Consider the following 18,258-nt stretch of genomic DNA (forward strand, 5'->3'; position numbering starts at 1 on the left):
TAGCGGAGTGTCAGTCACCAAATATGCTGACTGGAATGACCCTATCGCTGGCTTTCCAGCTCCCACAGGTTTGTGGTGTATCGAGTATCAGCTCATCTGCTCGACGCGATCACGACCGTGCTGCTTCGCTGCGTAGACGCCTGAGTCCGCGCGCAACAGCAACGCATCTGCGCCCTCCCCCGGCCGCCAACTGGCGATGCCAAAACTTGCCGTGACCACGCCCACCACATCCACCGGTGAACTGCGCAAACCCTGCCAGAGTTCGACCGCCAGCATGTATGCGTGCTCGCCATCGATGTCCGGGCACAGCACCATGAATTCCTCACCGCCCAAGCGGCAGAACACATCAGTGCGCCGCAGACGATGGCCAATGCGCTCACACACCGCTTGCAGCACCCGGTCGCCCACTGCATGGCCGTGCTGATCGTTGATCCGTTTGAAATGGTCGATGTCGAGCATGATCACCGACAACTCGCCACCGCCGCGCTCGACCCGGGCCATTTCGGTGGTCAGACGCTCCTGGAAATAGCGTCGGTTGTGAATTCCCGTCAGTGAGTCGGTCACCGACAGCGCCCGCAATTCTTCCTCCACACGCTTCAGATCGGAAATATCCGAGATGTAGCCGTGCCACAGCACGCCGCCACCCGGCAACTCTTCCGGCGACGCTGCGCCACGCACCCAGCGCAAACCGCGCTGGGGCAGTAGCACCCGGTATTCTTCGCGCCATGCGCTGAGATTGTCCGCCGAGGCACGAATCGAGGTGCGCACGCGCGTGATGTCTTGCGGATGGATGCGGGTGAAAATGGCTTCGGCGTCGAGCAGCAGCACGTCCGGCTCCAGTTCGTAGATCTCGCGAATGCCGTCGCTGGCGTAGATCACACTGAAGCGCCCGTTGAATTCCATCTTGAATTGATAGATGCCGCCCGGCACGTGCGCGCTGAGTTTCTTCAGCAGCACATCGCGCGCGGCCAGCACTTCGTGCACGCGCTTGCGTTCAGTGATGTCGATACAGATCGCCAGATGCCCAACCCACAAACCCTGTTCGTCGAGCACCGGGGTGGCGAGCATGTTCACCGGAATATGGCTGCCATCGCTGCGCACCAGCGTCCATTCGCGCGCTTCGTGACCGCCGACTTCGCCGCCCTCGACCAACATCGCATGGCACGTCGGGATACTTTTGCCGTAACGCGCGCTCAGTTCTGCCGAACGCGCGGTCAACTCACGGGGCAGGTGCAGGTTTTCCAGGGTCATGCGGCCGACCACGTCGGCGCTGCTGTAGCCGAGCATCTGCTCGGCGCCGGGGTTGAAGGTGTTGATCACGCCACGCAAGTCCGTGGCAATGATCGCGACTTGGGTCGCAGCGTTCAGCACCCCGCGCAATTGGCCGTGGGTGCCGCGCAATTCCTTTTCACGCTCGTGCAACTCCTGAGTACGTAACTCGACCAGACGCAAGGCGCGCTGGCGTTGACTCACCAACACATAGAGCAACGCACTGAGCAGCAGGCTGAGCAACCCACCGAGGATGACCACGCTGCCGACCGACGAATGATTGGCCTGCATAAAGGCCTCGCTGGGCAGAATATCGACCTGATAATCGTGATCGGCCATGCGCAACAAACGCGTGGCTGACAGATCACTCGGCACCGGCTCGTTGGCCGATTCGAACAACACCTCGTGCTGATCATTGGTCGACAGATCGAGAATGCTCACCGATAGATAGTCATGAAACGCATCCGGCAAGCCGTCCGCCAGCAACTGACGCATGCTGATTACCGCCATCACGTAACCGAACGGACGCGACTGAGCATCGCGGGTCACCGGCGCCACCAAGAGCACGCCACGCGCATAGGATGGCTCGATGCTGACCAGATGCATCGGTTGCGACACGGCCAGCCCGCGTAGTTTATCGGCGCGCTGCAGGGTGTCGCGACGCAACGGTTGCGCCAGCAGGTCATAGCCCAGTGGCGAGCCGAGACGACTTTGGGTCTGGCTGTACAGCACCGGCACGTACTCATCGCGAGGCGCAGCCAGTTGCAGTTCGCCTTGCGCATTCAGTTCACGGATGGTGAAGGTGCTCAGTCCCTCGTCACGCACGCGTTGCTCGAATGCGGCGCGCTCGGCACCACTGACTCGTACGGCATACGAATAGGCTTGGGTACGCAGTAATAAAGGTTGGGTGTAACCGTCGAATTCGGCGCGGGACACCGATTCTGAGTTGGCGAAGAAGCGGCGCAGACCGTCGAGGCGTTGCTCCTGATCCTGAAAGCGCTCTTCGATGCGGCTGTAGCGTTCGTTGGCCAGCAGTTGAAAGCGCTGACGCAACTGTTGCTGAAACTGATTGAGGGTAGCCCAGGCGAGCAGCCCCGTGAGAATCCCGCCGGCAAGCAATACCAGCAGCGCGACCAGCCAGGCCGAGACTTCTTCGCTGATAAAACCCAGGATCTTTGGGCGCACGGGGTGCAACGACATAAAGGCAACTCACTACGCCAGTGTTCCGGGGAAGCCCCATTGGCCATGAGTGAGTTATAGCTATTAGCCATTAATTTGGCTAGCACTGAACGGATCCAAGAGCCGTTAAAAATCAAGGCTCTGTGGATCCAGTGCTGTGCAGTGTCAACGAGCCGTGATTTTCCAGGCGCGGTGGATCTTGGTATTGCGGGCAAAATCCGGATCAATGGTCTGTGCGCTGATTTCCTCGACCGCGTACCGCTCGGCCAAGTTTTCTTCCAACTGGAACTTGCGGAAGTTGTTGGAGAAGTACAACACGCCCCCCGGTGCCAGGCGGGCCATGGCCAGGTCGATCAACTGCACCTGATCACGCTGCACGTCGAAGATGCCTTCCATGCGCTTGGAGTTGGAGAAGGTTGGCGGATCGATGAAGATCAGGTCGTACTCTTCACGGCAGCTTTCCAGCCACACCATCACATCGCCCTGCTCCAGACGGTTCTTGTCCGAAAAACCGTTCAGCGACAGGTTGCGGCGCGCCCAGTCGAGGTAGGTTTTCGACAGGTCGACGCTGGTGGTGCTGCGCGCGCCACCCTTGGCCGCGTGCACGCTGGCGGTCGCGGTGTAGCAATACAGATTGAGGAAACGCTTGCCCTCGGCCTCTTTCTGAATGCGCATGCGCATCGGACGGTGATCGAGGAACAGGCCGGTGTCGAGGTAGTCGGTGAGGTTGACCAGCAACTTCACGCCGCCCTCGCTGACTTCGTTGAACTTGCCCTGCGCGGCCTGACGCTCGTACTGCTTGGTGCCGCTCTGACGCTCGCGGCGCTTGACCACCACGCGGCTCTTGTCGACGTTCAGCGCCTGCGGAATGGCTGCCAGCGCATCGAACATGCGCGCCGAGGCCTTTTCCGGGTCGATGGACTTCGGCGCGGCGTATTCCTGAACATGCACCCAGTCGTGGTACAGATCGATCGCCATCGCGTATTCAGGCATGTCGGCATCGTAGACGCGGTAGCAATCAATGCCTTCGCGCTTGACCCACTTGCCCATGGCCTTGAGGTTCTTTTGCAGACGGTTGGCAAACATCTGCCCGCCTTCGCTCAAGCGTGGCTGCTCGATCACTGGCGCCGGGGCTGGCGTCGGTTTGATCGGGTTGCCGTTCTTGTTGAACTTGCGCTCTTGCGGCTCGTCCGGGGTCTGATCGTAAGCCGCTTGCTCGCGCTCGGCCTGACGCTGCTCAGGTGTGCGACGTTCGCCGGTGACGAACTGATCCGGCAGCACTTTGATCAACAGCAGCTTGCACGGCAACGCGCCGTTCCAGAACGAATACTGTTTGTGGCTGCGAATGCCCATGCGCTTGCCCAGATCCGGCGCGCCAGTGAATACCGCCGCCTCCCAGTTCAGACAGGCCTGACGCAGACGCTCGCCAAGGTTCTGATAGAGGTACAGCAAGCTGGCTTCATCGCCGAGACGCTCGCCGTACGGCGGGTTGCAGATGACCAGGCCTTTCTGGTTCTGATCCGGGCGCGGCTCGAAGGTCGCGACTTCGCCCTGATAGATCTTGATCCACTCGCTCAGGCCCGCACGCTCAACGTTGTTGCGGCCCGGCTGAATCAGGCGTGGATCGGCTTCGTAACCGCGAATCCACAGCGGTGGCTTGGCCAGACCGGCAGCGGCACGTTCAACGGCTTCTTCGTGAAGTTTTTTCCACAGCGCCGGCACGTGACCGAGCCACGCGGTAAAACCCCACTGCTCACGACGCAGGTTCGGCGCCATGTCGGCGGCGATCATCGCAGCTTCGACGAGGAACGTACCGACACCGCACATCGGGTCAGCCAGCGCGCCGCCTTCAGCGGCAATACGTGGCCAGCCGGAACGGATCAGGATGGCGGCTGCGAGGTTTTCCTTCAGCGGCGCTGCGCCCTGCTGCAAGCGATAGCCGCGCTGGTGCAAGCTGTGGCCAGAGAGATCGAGGGAGAGAATCGCTTCGCCGCGATCAAGGCGCAGGTGAATGCGCAGGTCCGGATTGAGTTTGTCGATCGACGGACGGTCGCCTTGCGGGGTACGCAGTTTGTCGACGATGGCATCTTTGACTTTCAGGGCGCCGAAGTGGGTGTTGTCGATGCCCGAGCCATGGCCGCTGAATTCAACGGCAAGGGTGCCGTCGTTGAGCATGTGATCTTGCCATTCGATGTCGAGGACGCCGTGGTACAGGTCTTCGGCGTCTTTCATCGGGAAGCGCTTGAGCACCAGCAGCACTCGGTTGGCCAGACGCGACCAGAGGCACAGGCGATAAGCAGTTTCCATGGTCGCCATGCCACGCACGGCGGAAGTGTGCTCGCGCGCTTCTTCAAGGCCAAGCCCGACGGCTTCCTCGATGAGCAGGCCTTCAAGGCCTTTAGGGCAAGTGAGGAAGAGTTCAAAACGGTCGGACATGGTATTTCCAGAGCCTTTGGCTAGTGAATCGGCAACGCATTGCCGATCCGGTTTTCAATCAGGCACTTTTCTTAAAGAGCGCCCGCGTGGCACGAAGGTGTGCCGTTCCATCCCCGCTGCTCGGGTTAAAAGAGCTTAGATGCAAGGACAGATAAAAAAGTTGATGAAACAAAAAGTCTTAAAGCGACCCTTCGTCGCTTAGTACCCCAGCGTAAACGTGGGTCATTCTCACTAAAGAATTAAACCCATCATCCAGCGCGGGGCCGATCATACCGGGGTTTGCTGAAAAAACACTCATGAAACCCTCAGTTACTTATGGCTGTAGCACTACTTTCGTTACGTCCTTATGACAAAACGATCATTCCCTCGGTGTGACTCATTGGTTAGAACTGAACACAGGTTGACGTCGCAACGGCGTCAACACCTTGGCTCGCCACGCCGGCAGCGAGCCGCAGCACGGCAGGTTTTTTCTGCCAGACCTCGATTGAGGTCGACGCGACACAAACAGTCAACAAGTGAGGGAAACACCCTATGAGAAGACTTAAGCGTGATCCGTTGGAAAGAGCATTTTTGCGCGGATATCAATATGGCGTTGGTGGCAAATCCCGTGAGCTTTGCCCATTTACTCTACCGTCGGTACGCCAAGCCTGGATTAACGGCTGGCGAGAAGGACGCGGCGACAACTGGGACGGTATGACCGGCACTGCGGGAATCCACAGACTCAACGAACTTCACGCCGTCGGCTGACACAGGGCATTTATTCCGACACGACAATCTGAATTTGTAACGACTTACCATGCACGTCCTTCCCGGACGGCGGGCTGCGGCCCAGGGGCTCCTTCGAGGAGCCCTTTTTTATGCCTGAAAATACCGCAGCATGCAGATTATTGTGATTACTGGATTTTCAGAAATGACTGGATCCTGTGGCGAGGGGATTCATCCCCGTTGGGCTGCGAAGCAGCCCCAAAACCTTCCACCTCAGTGTGTCAGGTAGATTGAGGATTCTGACTTCACGACTGCTGCGCAGCCGAACGGGGATAAATCCCCTCGCCACAAAGCCCCTCTCCACAAAGCCCCTCACAACAAGCCTTCGGCAAGCCTCAGCGCAGGGCGGCGATGGCGTCTACCGATTCGCGGATCAGTGCCGGGCCTTTGTAGATGAAACCAGAGTAAATCTGCACCAGGCTGGCACCGGCGAGGATATTCTCGGCGGCGTGTTTGCCTTCGGTGATGCCGCCAGCCGCGATGATCGGCAGACGACCAGCCAGTTCACCCGCCAGCACCTTCACGGTATTCGTGCTCTTCTCACGCACAGGCGCGCCCGACAGACCGCCCGCCTCGTCACCATGTTCCATGCCTTCAACACCGACACGGCTCAGGGTGGTATTGGTCGCGATCACCGCGTCCATGCCCGTTTCGATCAACGCCTGAGCCACTTGCGCGGTTTCTTCGTCGGTCATGTCCGGGGCAATCTTGATTGCCAGCGGCACATGTTTGCCATGACGCAAGGCCAGTTCAGCGCGGCGCGTGGCCAGATCGGCCAGCAATTGCTTGAGCGAATCACCGAACTGCAAACTGCGCAGGCCCGGGGTGTTCGGCGAGCTGACGTTGACCGTAATGTAGCTGGCGTGGGCGTAGACCTTGTCCAGGCAGATCAGGTAATCGTCGACGGCGCGCTCGACCGGCGTATCGAAGTTCTTGCCGATATTGATACCCAGCACGCCTCGGTATTTCGCCGCAGCGACCCGCGCCAGCAGGTTATCGACACCGAGGTTGTTGAAACCCATGCGGTTGATGATCGCCTCGGCTTCCGGCAAGCGGAAGATCCGTGGTTTCGGGTTGCCCGGCTGTGGACGCGGGGTCACGGTGCCGATTTCGACAAAACCGAAACCCAGTTGCGCGAAACCGTCGATGGCCGCGCCGTTCTTGTCCAGACCCGCAGCCAGACCCACAGGGTTAGGGAATTCCAGGCCCATGACCGTCACCGGCACACTTGCCGGTTTCTTGCACAGCAAGCCGTTGAGGCCCAAACGCCCACCCGCGCCGATCAGATCCAGCGACAGATCGTGGGAGGTTTCCGGGGAGAGTTTGAACAACAGCTGACGGGCCAGGGTGTACATGGGCGGCGATGACTCGGGCGGCGAAAAGAGGCGGCGATTATAGCCGGGCATCGACCTGCGGCGCGAGGCGCACACACAAATCGTCATGACTGGCATATGCCTTGCACTTTCCCTCCCATCAGCTCGCAGGCCAATGGCGGCAAGTGGGCAAGGACAATGGCGTCGTCCCCGGTTTTTGCCTTTGCGAAGGCCGGGACGGCGTTTTTTTTTGAGGTGGCTTCATATGAACGAACCGTCCGTCGGGCCACTGGCCTGGGTCAATGGCAGCGATGCTCCGGAAAAGAGTGCAATCAACCTCGGTTTCATGGCCCTGAGCGATTGCGCCTCGGTGGTGGTGGCTGCCACGCAAGGCTTCGCCCAACCTTACGGATTGACGCTTAACCTCAAGCGCCAGACCTCTTGGGCAGGATTGCGCGACAAACTGGTCAGTGGCGAACTCGATGCCGCCCACAGCCTTTACGGCCTGATCTACGCCGTGCATCTGGGCATCGGCGGCGTCGCCCCGACAGATATGGCGGTGCTGATGGGCCTGAACCAGAACGGCCAAAGCCTCAACCTGTCCCAAGGCCTGCAAAGTCTCGGCGTGACCAGTCCTGAAGCGCTGGATCGCCACGTGCACCAAAGCCGCGCAAAACTCACCTTCGCCCAGACGTTTCCCACAGGCACCCACGCGATGTGGCTGTATTACTGGCTGGCGAGTCAGGGCATTCATCCGTTGCGGGATGTCAACAGCGTGGTCGTGCCACCGCCGCAAATGGTCGCCCACCTGCAAGCCGGGCGCATCGACGGCTTTTGTGTCGGCGAACCGTGGGCAGCCAGCGCGGTACATCAGGGTCTCGGTTGTACCCTCGCCACGAGCCAGACCATCTGGCCTGACCACCCGGAGAAAGTTCTCGGCTGCACCCGCGAGTTTGTCGAGCAATACCCCAACACCGCACGGGCACTGGTGATGGCCATCCTTGAAGCCAGTCGTTTTATTGAAGAGAGCCCGGAAAATCGCCGCAGCACCGCGCAGCTGCTCAGCGCGCCGGAGTATCTGGACGCGCCGGTGGCCTGCATCGAGCCGCGTTTTCTCGGCGACTATGCCGATGGTCTGGGCCATCGCTGGCAAGACCCGCACGCCCTGGGGTTTCATGGCAAAGGCGAAGTCAATTTGCCGTATCTCTCCGACGGCATGTGGTTCATGACCCAATTCCGCCGCTGGGGTTTGCTGCGCGAAGACCCCGACTACCTCGCCGTGGCCCGTCAGGTTCAGCAGCTCGACCTCTATCGCCAAGCGGCCACCGCAGTCGGCGTAGCGGCTTGGGCCACGGACATGCGCAGCAGCCAGTTGCTCGACGGCAAAGTCTGGGACGGCAGCGATCCCGCCGGTTATGCGCGCAGTTTCAAGCTGCACGCGATGAGCGACGACGTCGCCCTTCTCGCCCACCGCTGACAGGAGACCGCGAACATGTTGCGCATTCTGCTGATCAACGACACGGCGAAAAAAGTCGGTCGCCTGCAAGCCGCGTTAACCGAAGCCGGTTTTGAGGTCATCGACGAGTCCGGCCTGACCATCGACCTGCCCGCACGCGTCGAAACGGTGCGCCCTGACGTGATCCTGATCGATACCGAGTCACCGAGCCGCGATGTCATGGAACAAGTGGTGCTGGTCAGCCGCGACCAGCCACGGCCGATCGTGATGTTTACCGATGAACATGATCCGGGGGTGATGCGCCAGGCGATCAAGTCCGGGGTCAGTGCCTACATCGTCGAGGGAATTCACGCACAGCGTTTGCAGCCGATTCTGGATGTGGCGATGGCGCGCTTCGAGAGCGATCAGGCCTTGCGCGCGCAGCTTCAGGCCCGTGACCAGCAACTGGCCGAGCGCAAGCGCATCGAGCTGGCCAAGGGATTGCTGATGAAAATGAAGGACTGCAATGAGGAAGAGGCCTACACGCTGATGCGCCGCCAGGCGATGAGCCGGCAGCAGAAGCTGATTCAGGTGGCGGAGCAGATTATTGCAATGAGCGAATTGCTGGGCTGAGGCGTTCTCACCGCTGAGGAGCCCCTCACCCTAGCCTTCTCCCCGAGGGAGAGGGCTAGGGTGAGGTGTCTGACGTCAAACATCGACCTGAAAGACCGAGTCGATTATGGATTCACAGCAGAAATCACAGGTCGGCGTACTTCGCGAGTATCCCCCAATCAGTCCCCTCTCCCTCCGGGAGAGGGCCAGGGTGAGGGGCTTTTGATTTTCCGGCTGTTGGCACAAATCTCGCTATATAAACGCACAGGTAACCAACGGCGGTTGCCCCACCCACGACAAAGACGTCGCTCACCCGGTCGCCCTCTCCGGCGATTCAGGTAGCGGCGTTTTTGCGTTTTGGCCCCACAGCCCGGGGCCGGTGGTGCGGCCGTGGCGGCGCCCCACTTGCTGTTGCATGACTCCTTTCGAGACTCTTTTCAGCTGAGGTGCGCGATGAATTCAAGCTTCTGGAAATCCGGCCACACCCCGACCCTGTTCGCAGCCTTCCTGTATTTCGACCTGAGCTTCATGGTCTGGTACCTGCTCGGCCCGCTCGCGGTGCAGATCGCCGCCGACCTGCACCTGACCACCCAACAACGCGGCCTCGTCGTCGCCACGCCGATCCTCGCCGGCGCCGTACTGCGCTTCATCATGGGCATGCTTGCCGATCGACTGTCGCCGAAAACCGCAGGGCTGATCGGTCAGGTCATTGTCATTTGCGCACTGTTTGGCGCCTGGAAACTCGGTATCCACAGTTATGAACAAGCGCTGATACTCGGTCTGTTCCTCGGTATGGCCGGCGCCTCATTCGCGGTAGCCCTTCCGTTGGCGTCGCAATGGTATCCGCCGCAGCATCAGGGCAAAGCCATGGGCATTGCTGGCGCGGGCAACTCCGGCACGGTATTGGCCGCGCTGATTGCTCCGGTGCTCGCGGCTTCGTTCGGCTGGAGCAACGTCTTCGGTTTCGCGCTGATTCCATTGATCCTGACGCTGGTGCTGTTTGCCTGGCTGGCGAAAAACGCTCCGCAGCGACCAAAAGCCAAAGCCATGGCCGATTACTTCAAAGCCTTGGGTGATCGTGACAGTTGGTGGTTCATGTTTTTCTACAGTGTGACCTTCGGCGGCTTCATTGGCCTGGCCAGCGCCCTGCCCGGCTACTTCAACGACCAGTACGGCTTGAGCCCGGTCACCGCCGGTTACTACACCGCGGCCTGCGTATTCGGCGGCAGTTTGATGCGGCCGTTGGGCGGCGCGCTGGCGGATCGCTTTGGCGGCATCCGCACGTTGCTGGCGATGTACACCGTCGCCGCCATCTGCATCGCCGCTGTCGGTTTCAACCTGCCAAGTTCCTACGCGGCGCTCGCCCTTTTCGTCTGCACCATGCTCGGTTTAGGGGCAGGCAACGGCGCGGTTTTCCAACTGGTACCGCAGCGTTTTCGCCTTGAAATAGGCGTGATGACCGGATTGATCGGCATGGCAGGCGGCATCGGTGGTTTCGCCTTGGCGGCCGGCATGGGCGCGATCAAACAGAGCACCGGCAGCTATCAACTGGCCCTGTGGTTGTTCGCCAGCCTTGGCGTGCTGGCGTGGTTTGGCCTGCACGGTGTCAAGCGTCGCTGGAGAACCACTTGGGGCTCGGCGGCGGTGACGGCGGCGCGAGTCTGAGACGTCGATGGCCCTGCAACTGAGTTTCGCCGAAGCCAGTGCCACCGGCCCGCGCGCGGAGAATCAGGACGCCCTGCGCGCGGTCACCCCAGCGCCGGCACTGGCGGCGAGCAAGGGCTTTCTGTTCGCCATCGCCGACGGTGTCAGCCAGTGCGCTGATGGCGGGCTCGCCGCGCGCTCGACGTTGCAGGCCCTGGCGCTGGATTACTACGCCACGCCGGAAACCTGGAGCGTGGCCCAAGCGCTGGATCGCCTGCTGCTCGGGCAAAATCGCTGGTTGCAGGCCAATGGCGGTGGGCAACCGTTGCTCACCACGGTCAGCGCTGTGGTCATGCGTGGCCGGCGTTTCACCCTCGCCCACGTTGGCGATTGCCGGGTTTATCGCTGGCACGCCGACCGTTTACAGCGAATCAGTGAAGACCACGTCTGGGATCAACCGGGCATGCAGCATGTACTCAAGCGTGCGCTGGGACTGGATCAGCATCTGGTGCTGGATTTTCTCGACGGTGAATTGCGTGACGGCGAAAGCTTTGTGCTGCTCAGCGACGGCGTCTGGTCAACGTTGGGCGATACCGCGATTGCGGCGATTCTGCGCGATCAACCCGACCTGCACAGCGCCGCGCAAACGTTGGTGAACGCCGCACATTTGGCCGGTAGCCAGGACAACGCCAGTGTTTTGCTGGTGCGCGTCGATGCGCTGGGTGAGGCGAACATCGGCGATGCGCTGATGCATTTGCAGCAATGGCCACTGCCGCCGCCGCTGAAACCTGGCCAGTCGTTTGAAAGCTGGCAGGTTCAAGGGATTGTCGCTCAGAGCCAGCAATCGCTGCTCTATCGGGTGCTGGATGGCCAAGGTCAGACGTGGCTTCTGAAAACCCTGCCCACGCGTTCCGCTGATGATTCCTACGCCGGGCAAGCGCTGTTGTCCGAGGAATGGTTTCTCAAGCGCGTAGCCGGACGGCATTTCCCGCCAGTCCATGCTTGCCCGCAGCGTCAGCATTTGTACTACGTGATGCGGGAATATTCCGGCATCACGCTGGCGCAGCTGTTTCAGCAGTCCGGCCCGTTACCGCTGGCGCAGTGGCAGGACATCGCCGAGCGTCTGTTACGCGCGGTCGGGCTTCTGCATCGGCGGCAGATTCTGCATCGCGACATCAAACCGGAAAACCTGCATTGGGGTGATGACGGTGAACTGCGGCTGCTGGATTTTGGCCTGGCGTATTGTCCCGGGCTGTCCGAAGACGCGCCGTCGACGTTGCCGGGGACGCCGAGTTATATCGCGCCGGAAGGCTTTCGCGGTGATCCGCCGAGTGCGCAGCAAGATCTGTACGCGGTGGGCGTGACCTTGTATTTCCTGCTTACAGGGCATTTTCCCTATGGCGAGATCGAAGCGTTTCAGCGTCCGCGCTTCGGGCTGGCGGTGAGTGCCGGTCGTTATCGCCCGGATTTGCCGGAATGGCTGGCGCAGAGTCTGGAGCGCGGGGTTACCGCCGATCCACGGCAACGGTTTGAGACCGCTGAAGAATGGCTGCTGGTGTTGGAACAGGGGGAGCGGCGCAGTTTGAGCGTGCGTCCTCGACCGTTATTGGAACGGGAGCCGCTGAAGGTCTGGCGGACGATGGCGTTGGTGGCCTTGCTCGGGAATCTGGTGCTGCTGGTTTTGTTGTTTCACGGCTGAGACCGCATCGCGCCAGTCGCGAGCAGGTTCGCTCTAACAGGGGATCGGTGTCGTGCACCCATCCACTGGGGGAGCGAGCCTGCTCGCGAAGGCGCCCCCCCAATCACCACACATCCACCTGCCTGAACGCCCCACGAACGAGCAACCCGCTTCGATACAGTGCAAAAAACCACCCTCAATAACCGCCCCACCCCAATAAACCCGCCACCGCCCCCACTTGGCACAACCGCTGCATTACCCCAATCAACACACACATAAAGCCCAGCCTTCAACGACGAAGGCTGCGCTTCCCGAGAGAACGGGACCAGGACAAAGGCGTCCTCGCTAGGCAACTAGCGGGACGCCTTTTTTTGTTTGCGCGAAATTTCTCGAGCAAGGCCTGACTGCCCACAAGAGGCCAGCCGCAGCTCCCCGGAGAACCTGATGAAAAAACTCAAACTGGTGATGATCGGCAATGGCATGGCCGGGGTCCGTACCCTCGAAGAACTGCTCAAACTGAGCAACGAGCTGTACGACATCACCGTCTTCGGCGCCGAACCGCACACCAACTACAACCGCATCCTGCTCTCGCCGGTGCTGGCTGGCGAGCAGACATTCGCAGAGATCGTGCTCAACGACCTCGACTGGTACCTGGAAAACAACATCAAGTTGCTGCTCAATCGCAAAGTGGTGGAGATCGACCGGGTCAAACGCCGGGTGATCGCCGAAGACGGCACCGAAGCCGAATACGACCGCCTGCTGATCGCCACCGGTTCGACGCCGTTCATCCTGCCAATCCCCGGCAACACCCTGCACGGCGTGATCGGCTACCGCGACATCGCCGACACCCAGGCGATGATCGACACCGCGAAAACCCACAAGCACGCCGTAGTGATCGGCGGCGGTTTGCTCGGCCTCGAAGCTGCCAACGGCCTGATGCTGCGCGGCATGCACGTCACCGTGGTGCACATCGGCGAATGGCTGCTGGAGCGGCAACTGGACAAAACCAGCGGCCAATTGCTGCAAACCGCCCTTGAATCCCGGGGCCTGCATTTTCGCCTGTGCGAACAGACTCAAGCGCTGCACGACGCGGGTAATGGCCGGGTCGGCTCGGTGCAATTCAAGAACGGCGACATCATCCCCGCCGATCTGGTGGTAATGGCTGCTGGCATTCGTCCCAATACCGAACTGGCAGAAAAGGCCGGCATCCCATGCAATCGCGGGATCCTGGTCAACGACACGCTGCAAACCTACGATCCGCGCATTTATGCCATCGGCGAGTGCGCCAGTCATCGCGGCATCGCTTACGGGCTGGTCGCGCCACTGTTCGAACAGGCCAAGGTTTGCGCCAACCACCTCGCCCAATTGGGTTTCGCCCGTTACCAGGGCTCGGTGACCTCGACCAAATTGAAAGTCACCGGCATCGACCTGTTTTCCGCCGGCGACTTCATGGGCGGCGAAGGCACCGAGACCATCACCCTTTCCGACCCGATCGGCGGCGTGTACAAAAAACTGGTGATCAAGGATGACGTACTGGTCGGCGCCTGTCTGTACGGCGATACGGCAGACGGCGGTTGGTATTTCCGACAGATTCGTGAGAATCACGCCATCGGCGAGATCCGCGATCACCTTATGTTTGGCGAAAATGCTTTGGGCGACGTAGGACATCAGGGCCAGGACAAAGCCATGGTCATGGCTGACACGGCGGAAGTCTGCGGCTGCAACGGTGTGTGCAAAGGCACCATCGTCAAAGCCATTCAGGAACACGGCTTGTTCAGCGTCGATGAGGTGAAGAAACACACCAAGGCTGCCAGCTCCTGTGGCTCCTGCGCCGGACTGGTCGAGCAGATCCTGATCAACACCGTTGGCGGCGCGGCGGACGTCAAACCGAAAAGCGAAAAAGCCATCTGCGGTTGCAGTGACCTCAACCACGGGCAGATTCGCCAGGCCATTCGCGAGGAGCATCTGCTGACCATCGCCGGCACCATGAGTTACCTCAACTGGCGCACCCCGAACGGCTGCGCGACCTGCCGCCCGGCCCTCAACTATTACCTGATTTCCACCTGGCCCGGCGAAGCCAAGGACGATCCGCAATCGCGCCTGATCAACGAACGCGCCCACGCCAACATTCAGAAGGACGGCACGTACTCGGTGGTGCCACGGATGTGGGGCGGCGTGACCAATCCTTCGGAATTACGGCGGATTGCCGACGTCGCCGACAAATACAACGTGCCGATGGTCAAGGTCACCGGCGGGCAGCGCATCGATTTACTCGGCATCAAGAAGCAGGACTTGCCCGGCGTATGGAAGGATCTCGACATGCCGTCCGGCCACGCTTACGGCAAATCCATTCGCACGGTAAAAACCTGCGTCGGCAGCGAGTTCTGCCGCTTCGGTACGCAGAACTCGACGCAACTGGGCATCGAGCTTGAGCACGATCTTTTCAACATGTGGTCGCCGCACAAAGTGAAACTGGCTGTCTCCGGATGCCCACGCAACTGCTCGGAAGCGGGGATAAAAGACGTAGGAATCATCGGCGTCGACTCCGGTTGGGAGATGTACATCGGCGGCAATGGCGGGATCAAAACCGAAGTCGCCGAATTCTTCGTCAAGCTGAAAACCGCTGAGGAGGTTCGCGAATACAACGGTGCCTTCCTGCAGCTGTATCGCGAAGAAGCCTTCTACCTCGAGCGCACCGTGCACTACCTGCAACGGGTCGGCATGGAGCACATCAAGAAGGCCGTGCTGGAAGATCCCGAGCGTCGTAAAGCGCTGAATGAGCGTCTGCAGTTCTCCCTGTCGTTCGAGCAGGATCCGTGGAAAGAACGTCTGGCTCAGCCACAACTGAAGAAAGAATTCGACGTGATCCCAGTGAAGAATCTGGAGGTGCCGGCATGAACTGGCTCGATATCTGTGCCCTTGAAGAAATCAACGCCCTCGGTTCGCGGATCATTGCCGGGCCGAAAGGTGACATCGCGATTTTTCGTACAAGCGACGACGAAGTTTTCGCCCTCGACGACCGCTGCCCACACAAGGGCGGGCCGTTGTCACAAGGTTTGATCTATGGCAAACGCGTCGCCTGTCCGTTGCACAATTGGCAGATCGACCTGCAATCGGGCGAAGCGCAGGCGCCGGACATCGGCTGCGCGCACCATCACCCGGCACGGGTCGAGAACGGGCGCGTGCAGCTGGCTCTGCGGGACGCCATCTGATGAGCCGCCAGACGACCGCCTCGACCTGCTGTTATTGCGGGGTTGGCTGCGGCGTGCTGATCGAGCATGACGGCGAGCGCATCCTCGGTGTCAGCGGCGACCCCGCGCATCCGGCCAACTTCGGCAAACTGTGCAGCAAAGGCTCGACGCTGCACCTGACCGGCGACCTCGCGGCCCGCGCACTTTACCCGGAGCTGCGTCTGGGCAAAGGACTGGCCCGCAGTCGCACCGATTGGGACACCGCGCTGGAGCACGCCGCTAACGTGTTCGCCGAGACCATCGCTGAACACGGCCCGGACAGCGTGGCGTTCTACATTTCCGGGCAACTGTTGACCGAGGATTACTACGCTTTCAACAAACTGGCGCGGGCGCTGGTTGGCACCAACAACATCGACAGCAACTCACGGCTGTGCATGTCCTCGGCGGTAGTCGGCTACAAACGCAGCCTCGGCGCCGATGCGCCGCCGTGCAGCTATGAAGATCTGGAGCTCAGTGATTGCGTGATGATCGTCGGCAGCAACATGGCCTACGCCCACCCGGTACTTTTCCGTCGACTGGAAGAGGCAAAGGCCCGCCGCCCAAAGATGAAAGTCATCGTCATTGATCCACGGCGCACCGACACCTGCGACCTCGCCGATCTACATCTGGCGATTTTGCCCGGTACCGATGTCGCCTTGTTCCATGGGATTTTGCATCTGCTGTTGTGGGAAGACTGGATCGACCGCGACTTTATCAAGGCGCACACCGAAGGCCTCGCCGAACTGAAGAACCTGGTGCGCGATTACACTCCGCAAATGGTGTCGCAACTGTGCGGGATCAGCCTCGAGCAACTGCAACAGTGCGCCGAATGGGTCGGCACCTCGGCGAGTTTCCTGTCGCTGTGGTGCATGGGTTTGAACCAATCCACCGCCGGCAGCGCGAAGAACAGTGCGTTGATCAATCTTCACCTGGCCACTGGGCAAATCGGCCGTCCGGGCGCAGGACCTTTCTCCCTCACCGGTCAGCCAAATGCCATGGGTGGGCGGGAAACCGGCAGCTTGTCGAATCTGCTGCCCGGCCATCGCGATGCGGCCAACCCGGAGCACCGCGCACAAGTGGCGGCTTATTGGGGTGTTGATCAGTTGCCGGAAAATACCGGGCTCAGTGCCATCGAATTGTTTGAGCAACTGCGCAGCGGCAGAATCAAGGCGTTGTGGATTGCCTGCACCAACCCTGCGCAATCGATGCCGGATCAACACTCGGTGCGAGCAGCGCTGCAGGCTTGCCCGTTCGTGGTTCTGCAAGAAGCCTTTCGCACGACCGAAACCGCTGCGTTCGCCGATCTGCTACTGCCCGCCGCCAGTTGGGGCGAAAAGGAAGGTTCTGTCACCAATTCCGAGCGGCGCATTTCCCACGTACGCAAAGCCATTCTCCCACCGGGTGAAGCGCGGCCGGATTGGGCGATCACGGTGGATTTCGCACAACGTCTGGAGAAACGTCTGCGCCCCACCCAATCGAGCCTGTTCAGGTTCGATCAACCTTCGCAGCTGTTCGATGAATTCAAAGGGCTGACGCGCGGACGGGATCTGGATCTGTCCGGGATCAGTCACGCCCTGATCGACGAGATCGGCCCACAGCAATGGCCCTTCCCTGTCGGCGCCCGGCAAGGTACGGCACGCCTGTATGAGGACGGTATCTTTCCTACGGCCAGCGGTCGCGCGCAGTTCGTGGCCGACCCGTATCGCGCCGCCAAGGAACAACGTGATGCACGCTTCCCGTTGACGCTGATCACCGGCCGCCTGCGTGACCAATGGCACGGTATGAGCCGCACCGGCACCGCTGCGCAGTTGTTCGGTCATGTCAGTGAAGCGGTGTTGAGCCTGCACCCGGACGAGTTGCGCCGGCAGCGCTTGCAGCCAGGTGATCTGGTCAATCTGAAAAGTCGTCGTGGCGCGGTGATCGTCGCCGTGGGTAGCGATGACGGCGTGCGGCCGGGTCAGGCTTTTTTGCCGATGCACTGGGGCGATCGCTTCCTCAAGGGTGGCGTCAACAGCCTGACCCTACCGGCCTTCGATCCGCTGTCGAAACAGCCAGAGCTCAAGCACAGCGGCGTGCGTCTGGAACCGGTGAATTTGCCATGGCAATTGTTCGCACTGATCGAGGGTGATGTTCAACGGCATTTCGAGACGTTACGACTACTCTGCGAGGCATTTTCCTACGCAAGTCTCAGCCTTATCGGACGTGAACGATCGGCATTGCTGATACGCGCAGCGAACGCCGAGGCACCGGATCCACAGTTATTGGGTGAAATCGATCGATGTCTGTCGTTGATCGATGGTCCGGTTTTGGCGTACGACGACCCGCGCCGGGCCATTGGTAAACGCGTACGTATAGAAAACGGCCGGATCACTGCGATTCGACTGGCCGGCGAAACCCTCGCACAGCATTGGTTGCAAAGCCTGTGGCTGGAAGGCCGAGCCGACGAGCAATTGCGACGTTGGCTACTGGCGCCAATGAGTGCGCCACCGGGCAGCACCGGCGGGCAGGTCGCTGCGGACAAAACCCTGTGCAATTGCAAGAACGTCAGCCTCAACGCGGTCTGCGCCGGCATTCGCCAAGGGCTGGATTTGCAGGGGTTGAAAAACAATTTGGGCTGCGGCACGCAATGCGGCTCGTGCGTCCCGGAAATAAAGCGCTTGCTGGCTGCCGAGCTGCAGCCGGTCGCCGTCATCTGAT

General features: G+C 60.5%; 11 protein-coding genes. 8 read left to right on the top strand and 3 right to left on the bottom strand.

What is annotated here, in order from left to right; translation table 11 throughout:
- Positions 1-87: 87 nt before the first annotated feature.
- Positions 88-2,469: a GGDEF domain-containing protein gene (locus JFT81_RS10455; RefSeq protein ID WP_201227254.1), complete on the bottom strand. Its 2,382-nt coding sequence runs from the start codon at positions 2,467-2,469 to the stop codon at positions 88-90.
- A 144-nt stretch (positions 2,470-2,613) separates the two neighbouring features.
- Complete coding sequence (gene rlmKL, locus JFT81_RS10460) at positions 2,614-4,884, bottom strand: bifunctional 23S rRNA (guanine(2069)-N(7))-methyltransferase RlmK/23S rRNA (guanine(2445)-N(2))-methyltransferase RlmL (RefSeq protein ID WP_201227255.1); 2,271 nt, start codon at positions 4,882-4,884, stop codon at positions 2,614-2,616.
- A gap of 531 nt (positions 4,885-5,415) precedes the next feature.
- On the opposite strand from rlmKL, the gene JFT81_RS10465 reads away from it, so the two are divergent.
- The gene (locus JFT81_RS10465; RefSeq protein WP_003223300.1) at positions 5,416-5,631 is read left to right on the top strand and encodes a ribosome modulation factor; all 216 of its coding nucleotides are present in this window, start codon (positions 5,416-5,418) and stop codon (positions 5,629-5,631) included.
- Between the two features lie 353 nt (positions 5,632-5,984).
- On the opposite strand, the gene JFT81_RS10470 is transcribed toward JFT81_RS10465, so the two are convergent.
- On the bottom strand, positions 5,985-7,004 hold the full coding sequence (locus tag JFT81_RS10470; protein WP_201227256.1) for a quinone-dependent dihydroorotate dehydrogenase: 1,020 nt from the start codon (positions 7,002-7,004) through the stop codon (positions 5,985-5,987).
- A 223-nt stretch (positions 7,005-7,227) separates the two neighbouring features.
- On the opposite strand from JFT81_RS10470, the gene JFT81_RS10475 reads away from it, so the two are divergent.
- The 7 genes from JFT81_RS10475 to JFT81_RS10505 all read left to right on the top strand — a co-directional run bounded on the left by JFT81_RS10475 (position 7,228) and on the right by JFT81_RS10505 (position 18,257).
- Complete coding sequence (locus JFT81_RS10475) at positions 7,228-8,439, top strand: CmpA/NrtA family ABC transporter substrate-binding protein (protein ID WP_201227257.1); 1,212 nt, start codon at positions 7,228-7,230, stop codon at positions 8,437-8,439.
- Positions 8,440-8,454: 15 nt separating this feature from the next.
- Entirely contained in the window at positions 8,455-9,030 is a 576-nt protein-coding gene (locus JFT81_RS10480) for an ANTAR domain-containing protein (protein ID WP_201227258.1), read from the top strand.
- 432 nt (positions 9,031-9,462) lie between these two features.
- Entirely contained in the window at positions 9,463-10,674 is a 1,212-nt protein-coding gene (locus tag JFT81_RS10485; protein WP_201227259.1) for a nitrate/nitrite transporter, read from the top strand.
- Positions 10,675-10,681: 7 nt separating this feature from the next.
- On the top strand, positions 10,682-12,352 hold the full coding sequence (locus JFT81_RS10490) for a bifunctional protein-serine/threonine kinase/phosphatase (RefSeq protein ID WP_201227260.1): 1,671 nt from the start codon (positions 10,682-10,684) through the stop codon (positions 12,350-12,352).
- Between the two features lie 423 nt (positions 12,353-12,775).
- Positions 12,776-15,229 carry a nitrite reductase large subunit NirB gene (gene nirB / locus JFT81_RS10495; protein WP_201227261.1) on the top strand — a complete coding sequence of 818 codons (2,454 nt, stop codon included), beginning with the start codon at positions 12,776-12,778 and terminating at the stop codon, positions 15,227-15,229.
- On the top strand, positions 15,226-15,543 hold the full coding sequence (gene nirD, locus JFT81_RS10500; protein WP_008076837.1) for a nitrite reductase small subunit NirD: 318 nt from the start codon (positions 15,226-15,228) through the stop codon (positions 15,541-15,543). The genes nirB and nirD overlap by 4 nt, the downstream gene beginning before the upstream one ends.
- Positions 15,543-18,257, top strand: a complete 2,715-nt coding sequence (locus JFT81_RS10505; RefSeq protein WP_201227262.1) for a nitrate reductase — start codon at positions 15,543-15,545, stop codon at positions 18,255-18,257. Before nirD ends, JFT81_RS10505 begins: the two co-directional genes overlap by 1 nt.
- Position 18,258: the final 1 nt, after the last annotated feature.

Origin of the sequence: Pseudomonas sp. TH43 (assembly GCF_016650635.1) — a bacterium.
Classification (GTDB): Bacteria; Pseudomonadota; Gammaproteobacteria; order Pseudomonadales; family Pseudomonadaceae; genus Aquipseudomonas.

Coding starts and splice junctions, on each gene's coding strand:
- JFT81_RS10480 (WP_201227258.1), top strand. CDS start 8,455: ATGTTGCGCATTCTGCTGATCAACGACACGGCGAAAAAAGTCGGTCGC.
- JFT81_RS10470 (WP_201227256.1), bottom strand. CDS start 7,004: ATGTACACCCTGGCCCGTCAGCTGTTGTTCAAACTCTCCCCGGAAACC.
- JFT81_RS10465 (WP_003223300.1), top strand. CDS start 5,416: ATGAGAAGACTTAAGCGTGATCCGTTGGAAAGAGCATTTTTGCGCGGA.
- JFT81_RS10475 (WP_201227257.1), top strand. CDS start 7,228: ATGAACGAACCGTCCGTCGGGCCACTGGCCTGGGTCAATGGCAGCGAT.
- nirB (WP_201227261.1), top strand. CDS start 12,776: ATGAAAAAACTCAAACTGGTGATGATCGGCAATGGCATGGCCGGGGTC.
- nirD (WP_008076837.1), top strand. CDS start 15,226: ATGAACTGGCTCGATATCTGTGCCCTTGAAGAAATCAACGCCCTCGGT.
- JFT81_RS10490 (WP_201227260.1), top strand. CDS start 10,682: ATGGCCCTGCAACTGAGTTTCGCCGAAGCCAGTGCCACCGGCCCGCGC.
- JFT81_RS10485 (WP_201227259.1), top strand. CDS start 9,463: ATGAATTCAAGCTTCTGGAAATCCGGCCACACCCCGACCCTGTTCGCA.
- rlmKL (WP_201227255.1), bottom strand. CDS start 4,884: ATGTCCGACCGTTTTGAACTCTTCCTCACTTGCCCTAAAGGCCTTGAA.
- JFT81_RS10455 (WP_201227254.1), bottom strand. CDS start 2,469: ATGTCGTTGCACCCCGTGCGCCCAAAGATCCTGGGTTTTATCAGCGAA.
- JFT81_RS10505 (WP_201227262.1), top strand. CDS start 15,543: ATGAGCCGCCAGACGACCGCCTCGACCTGCTGTTATTGCGGGGTTGGC.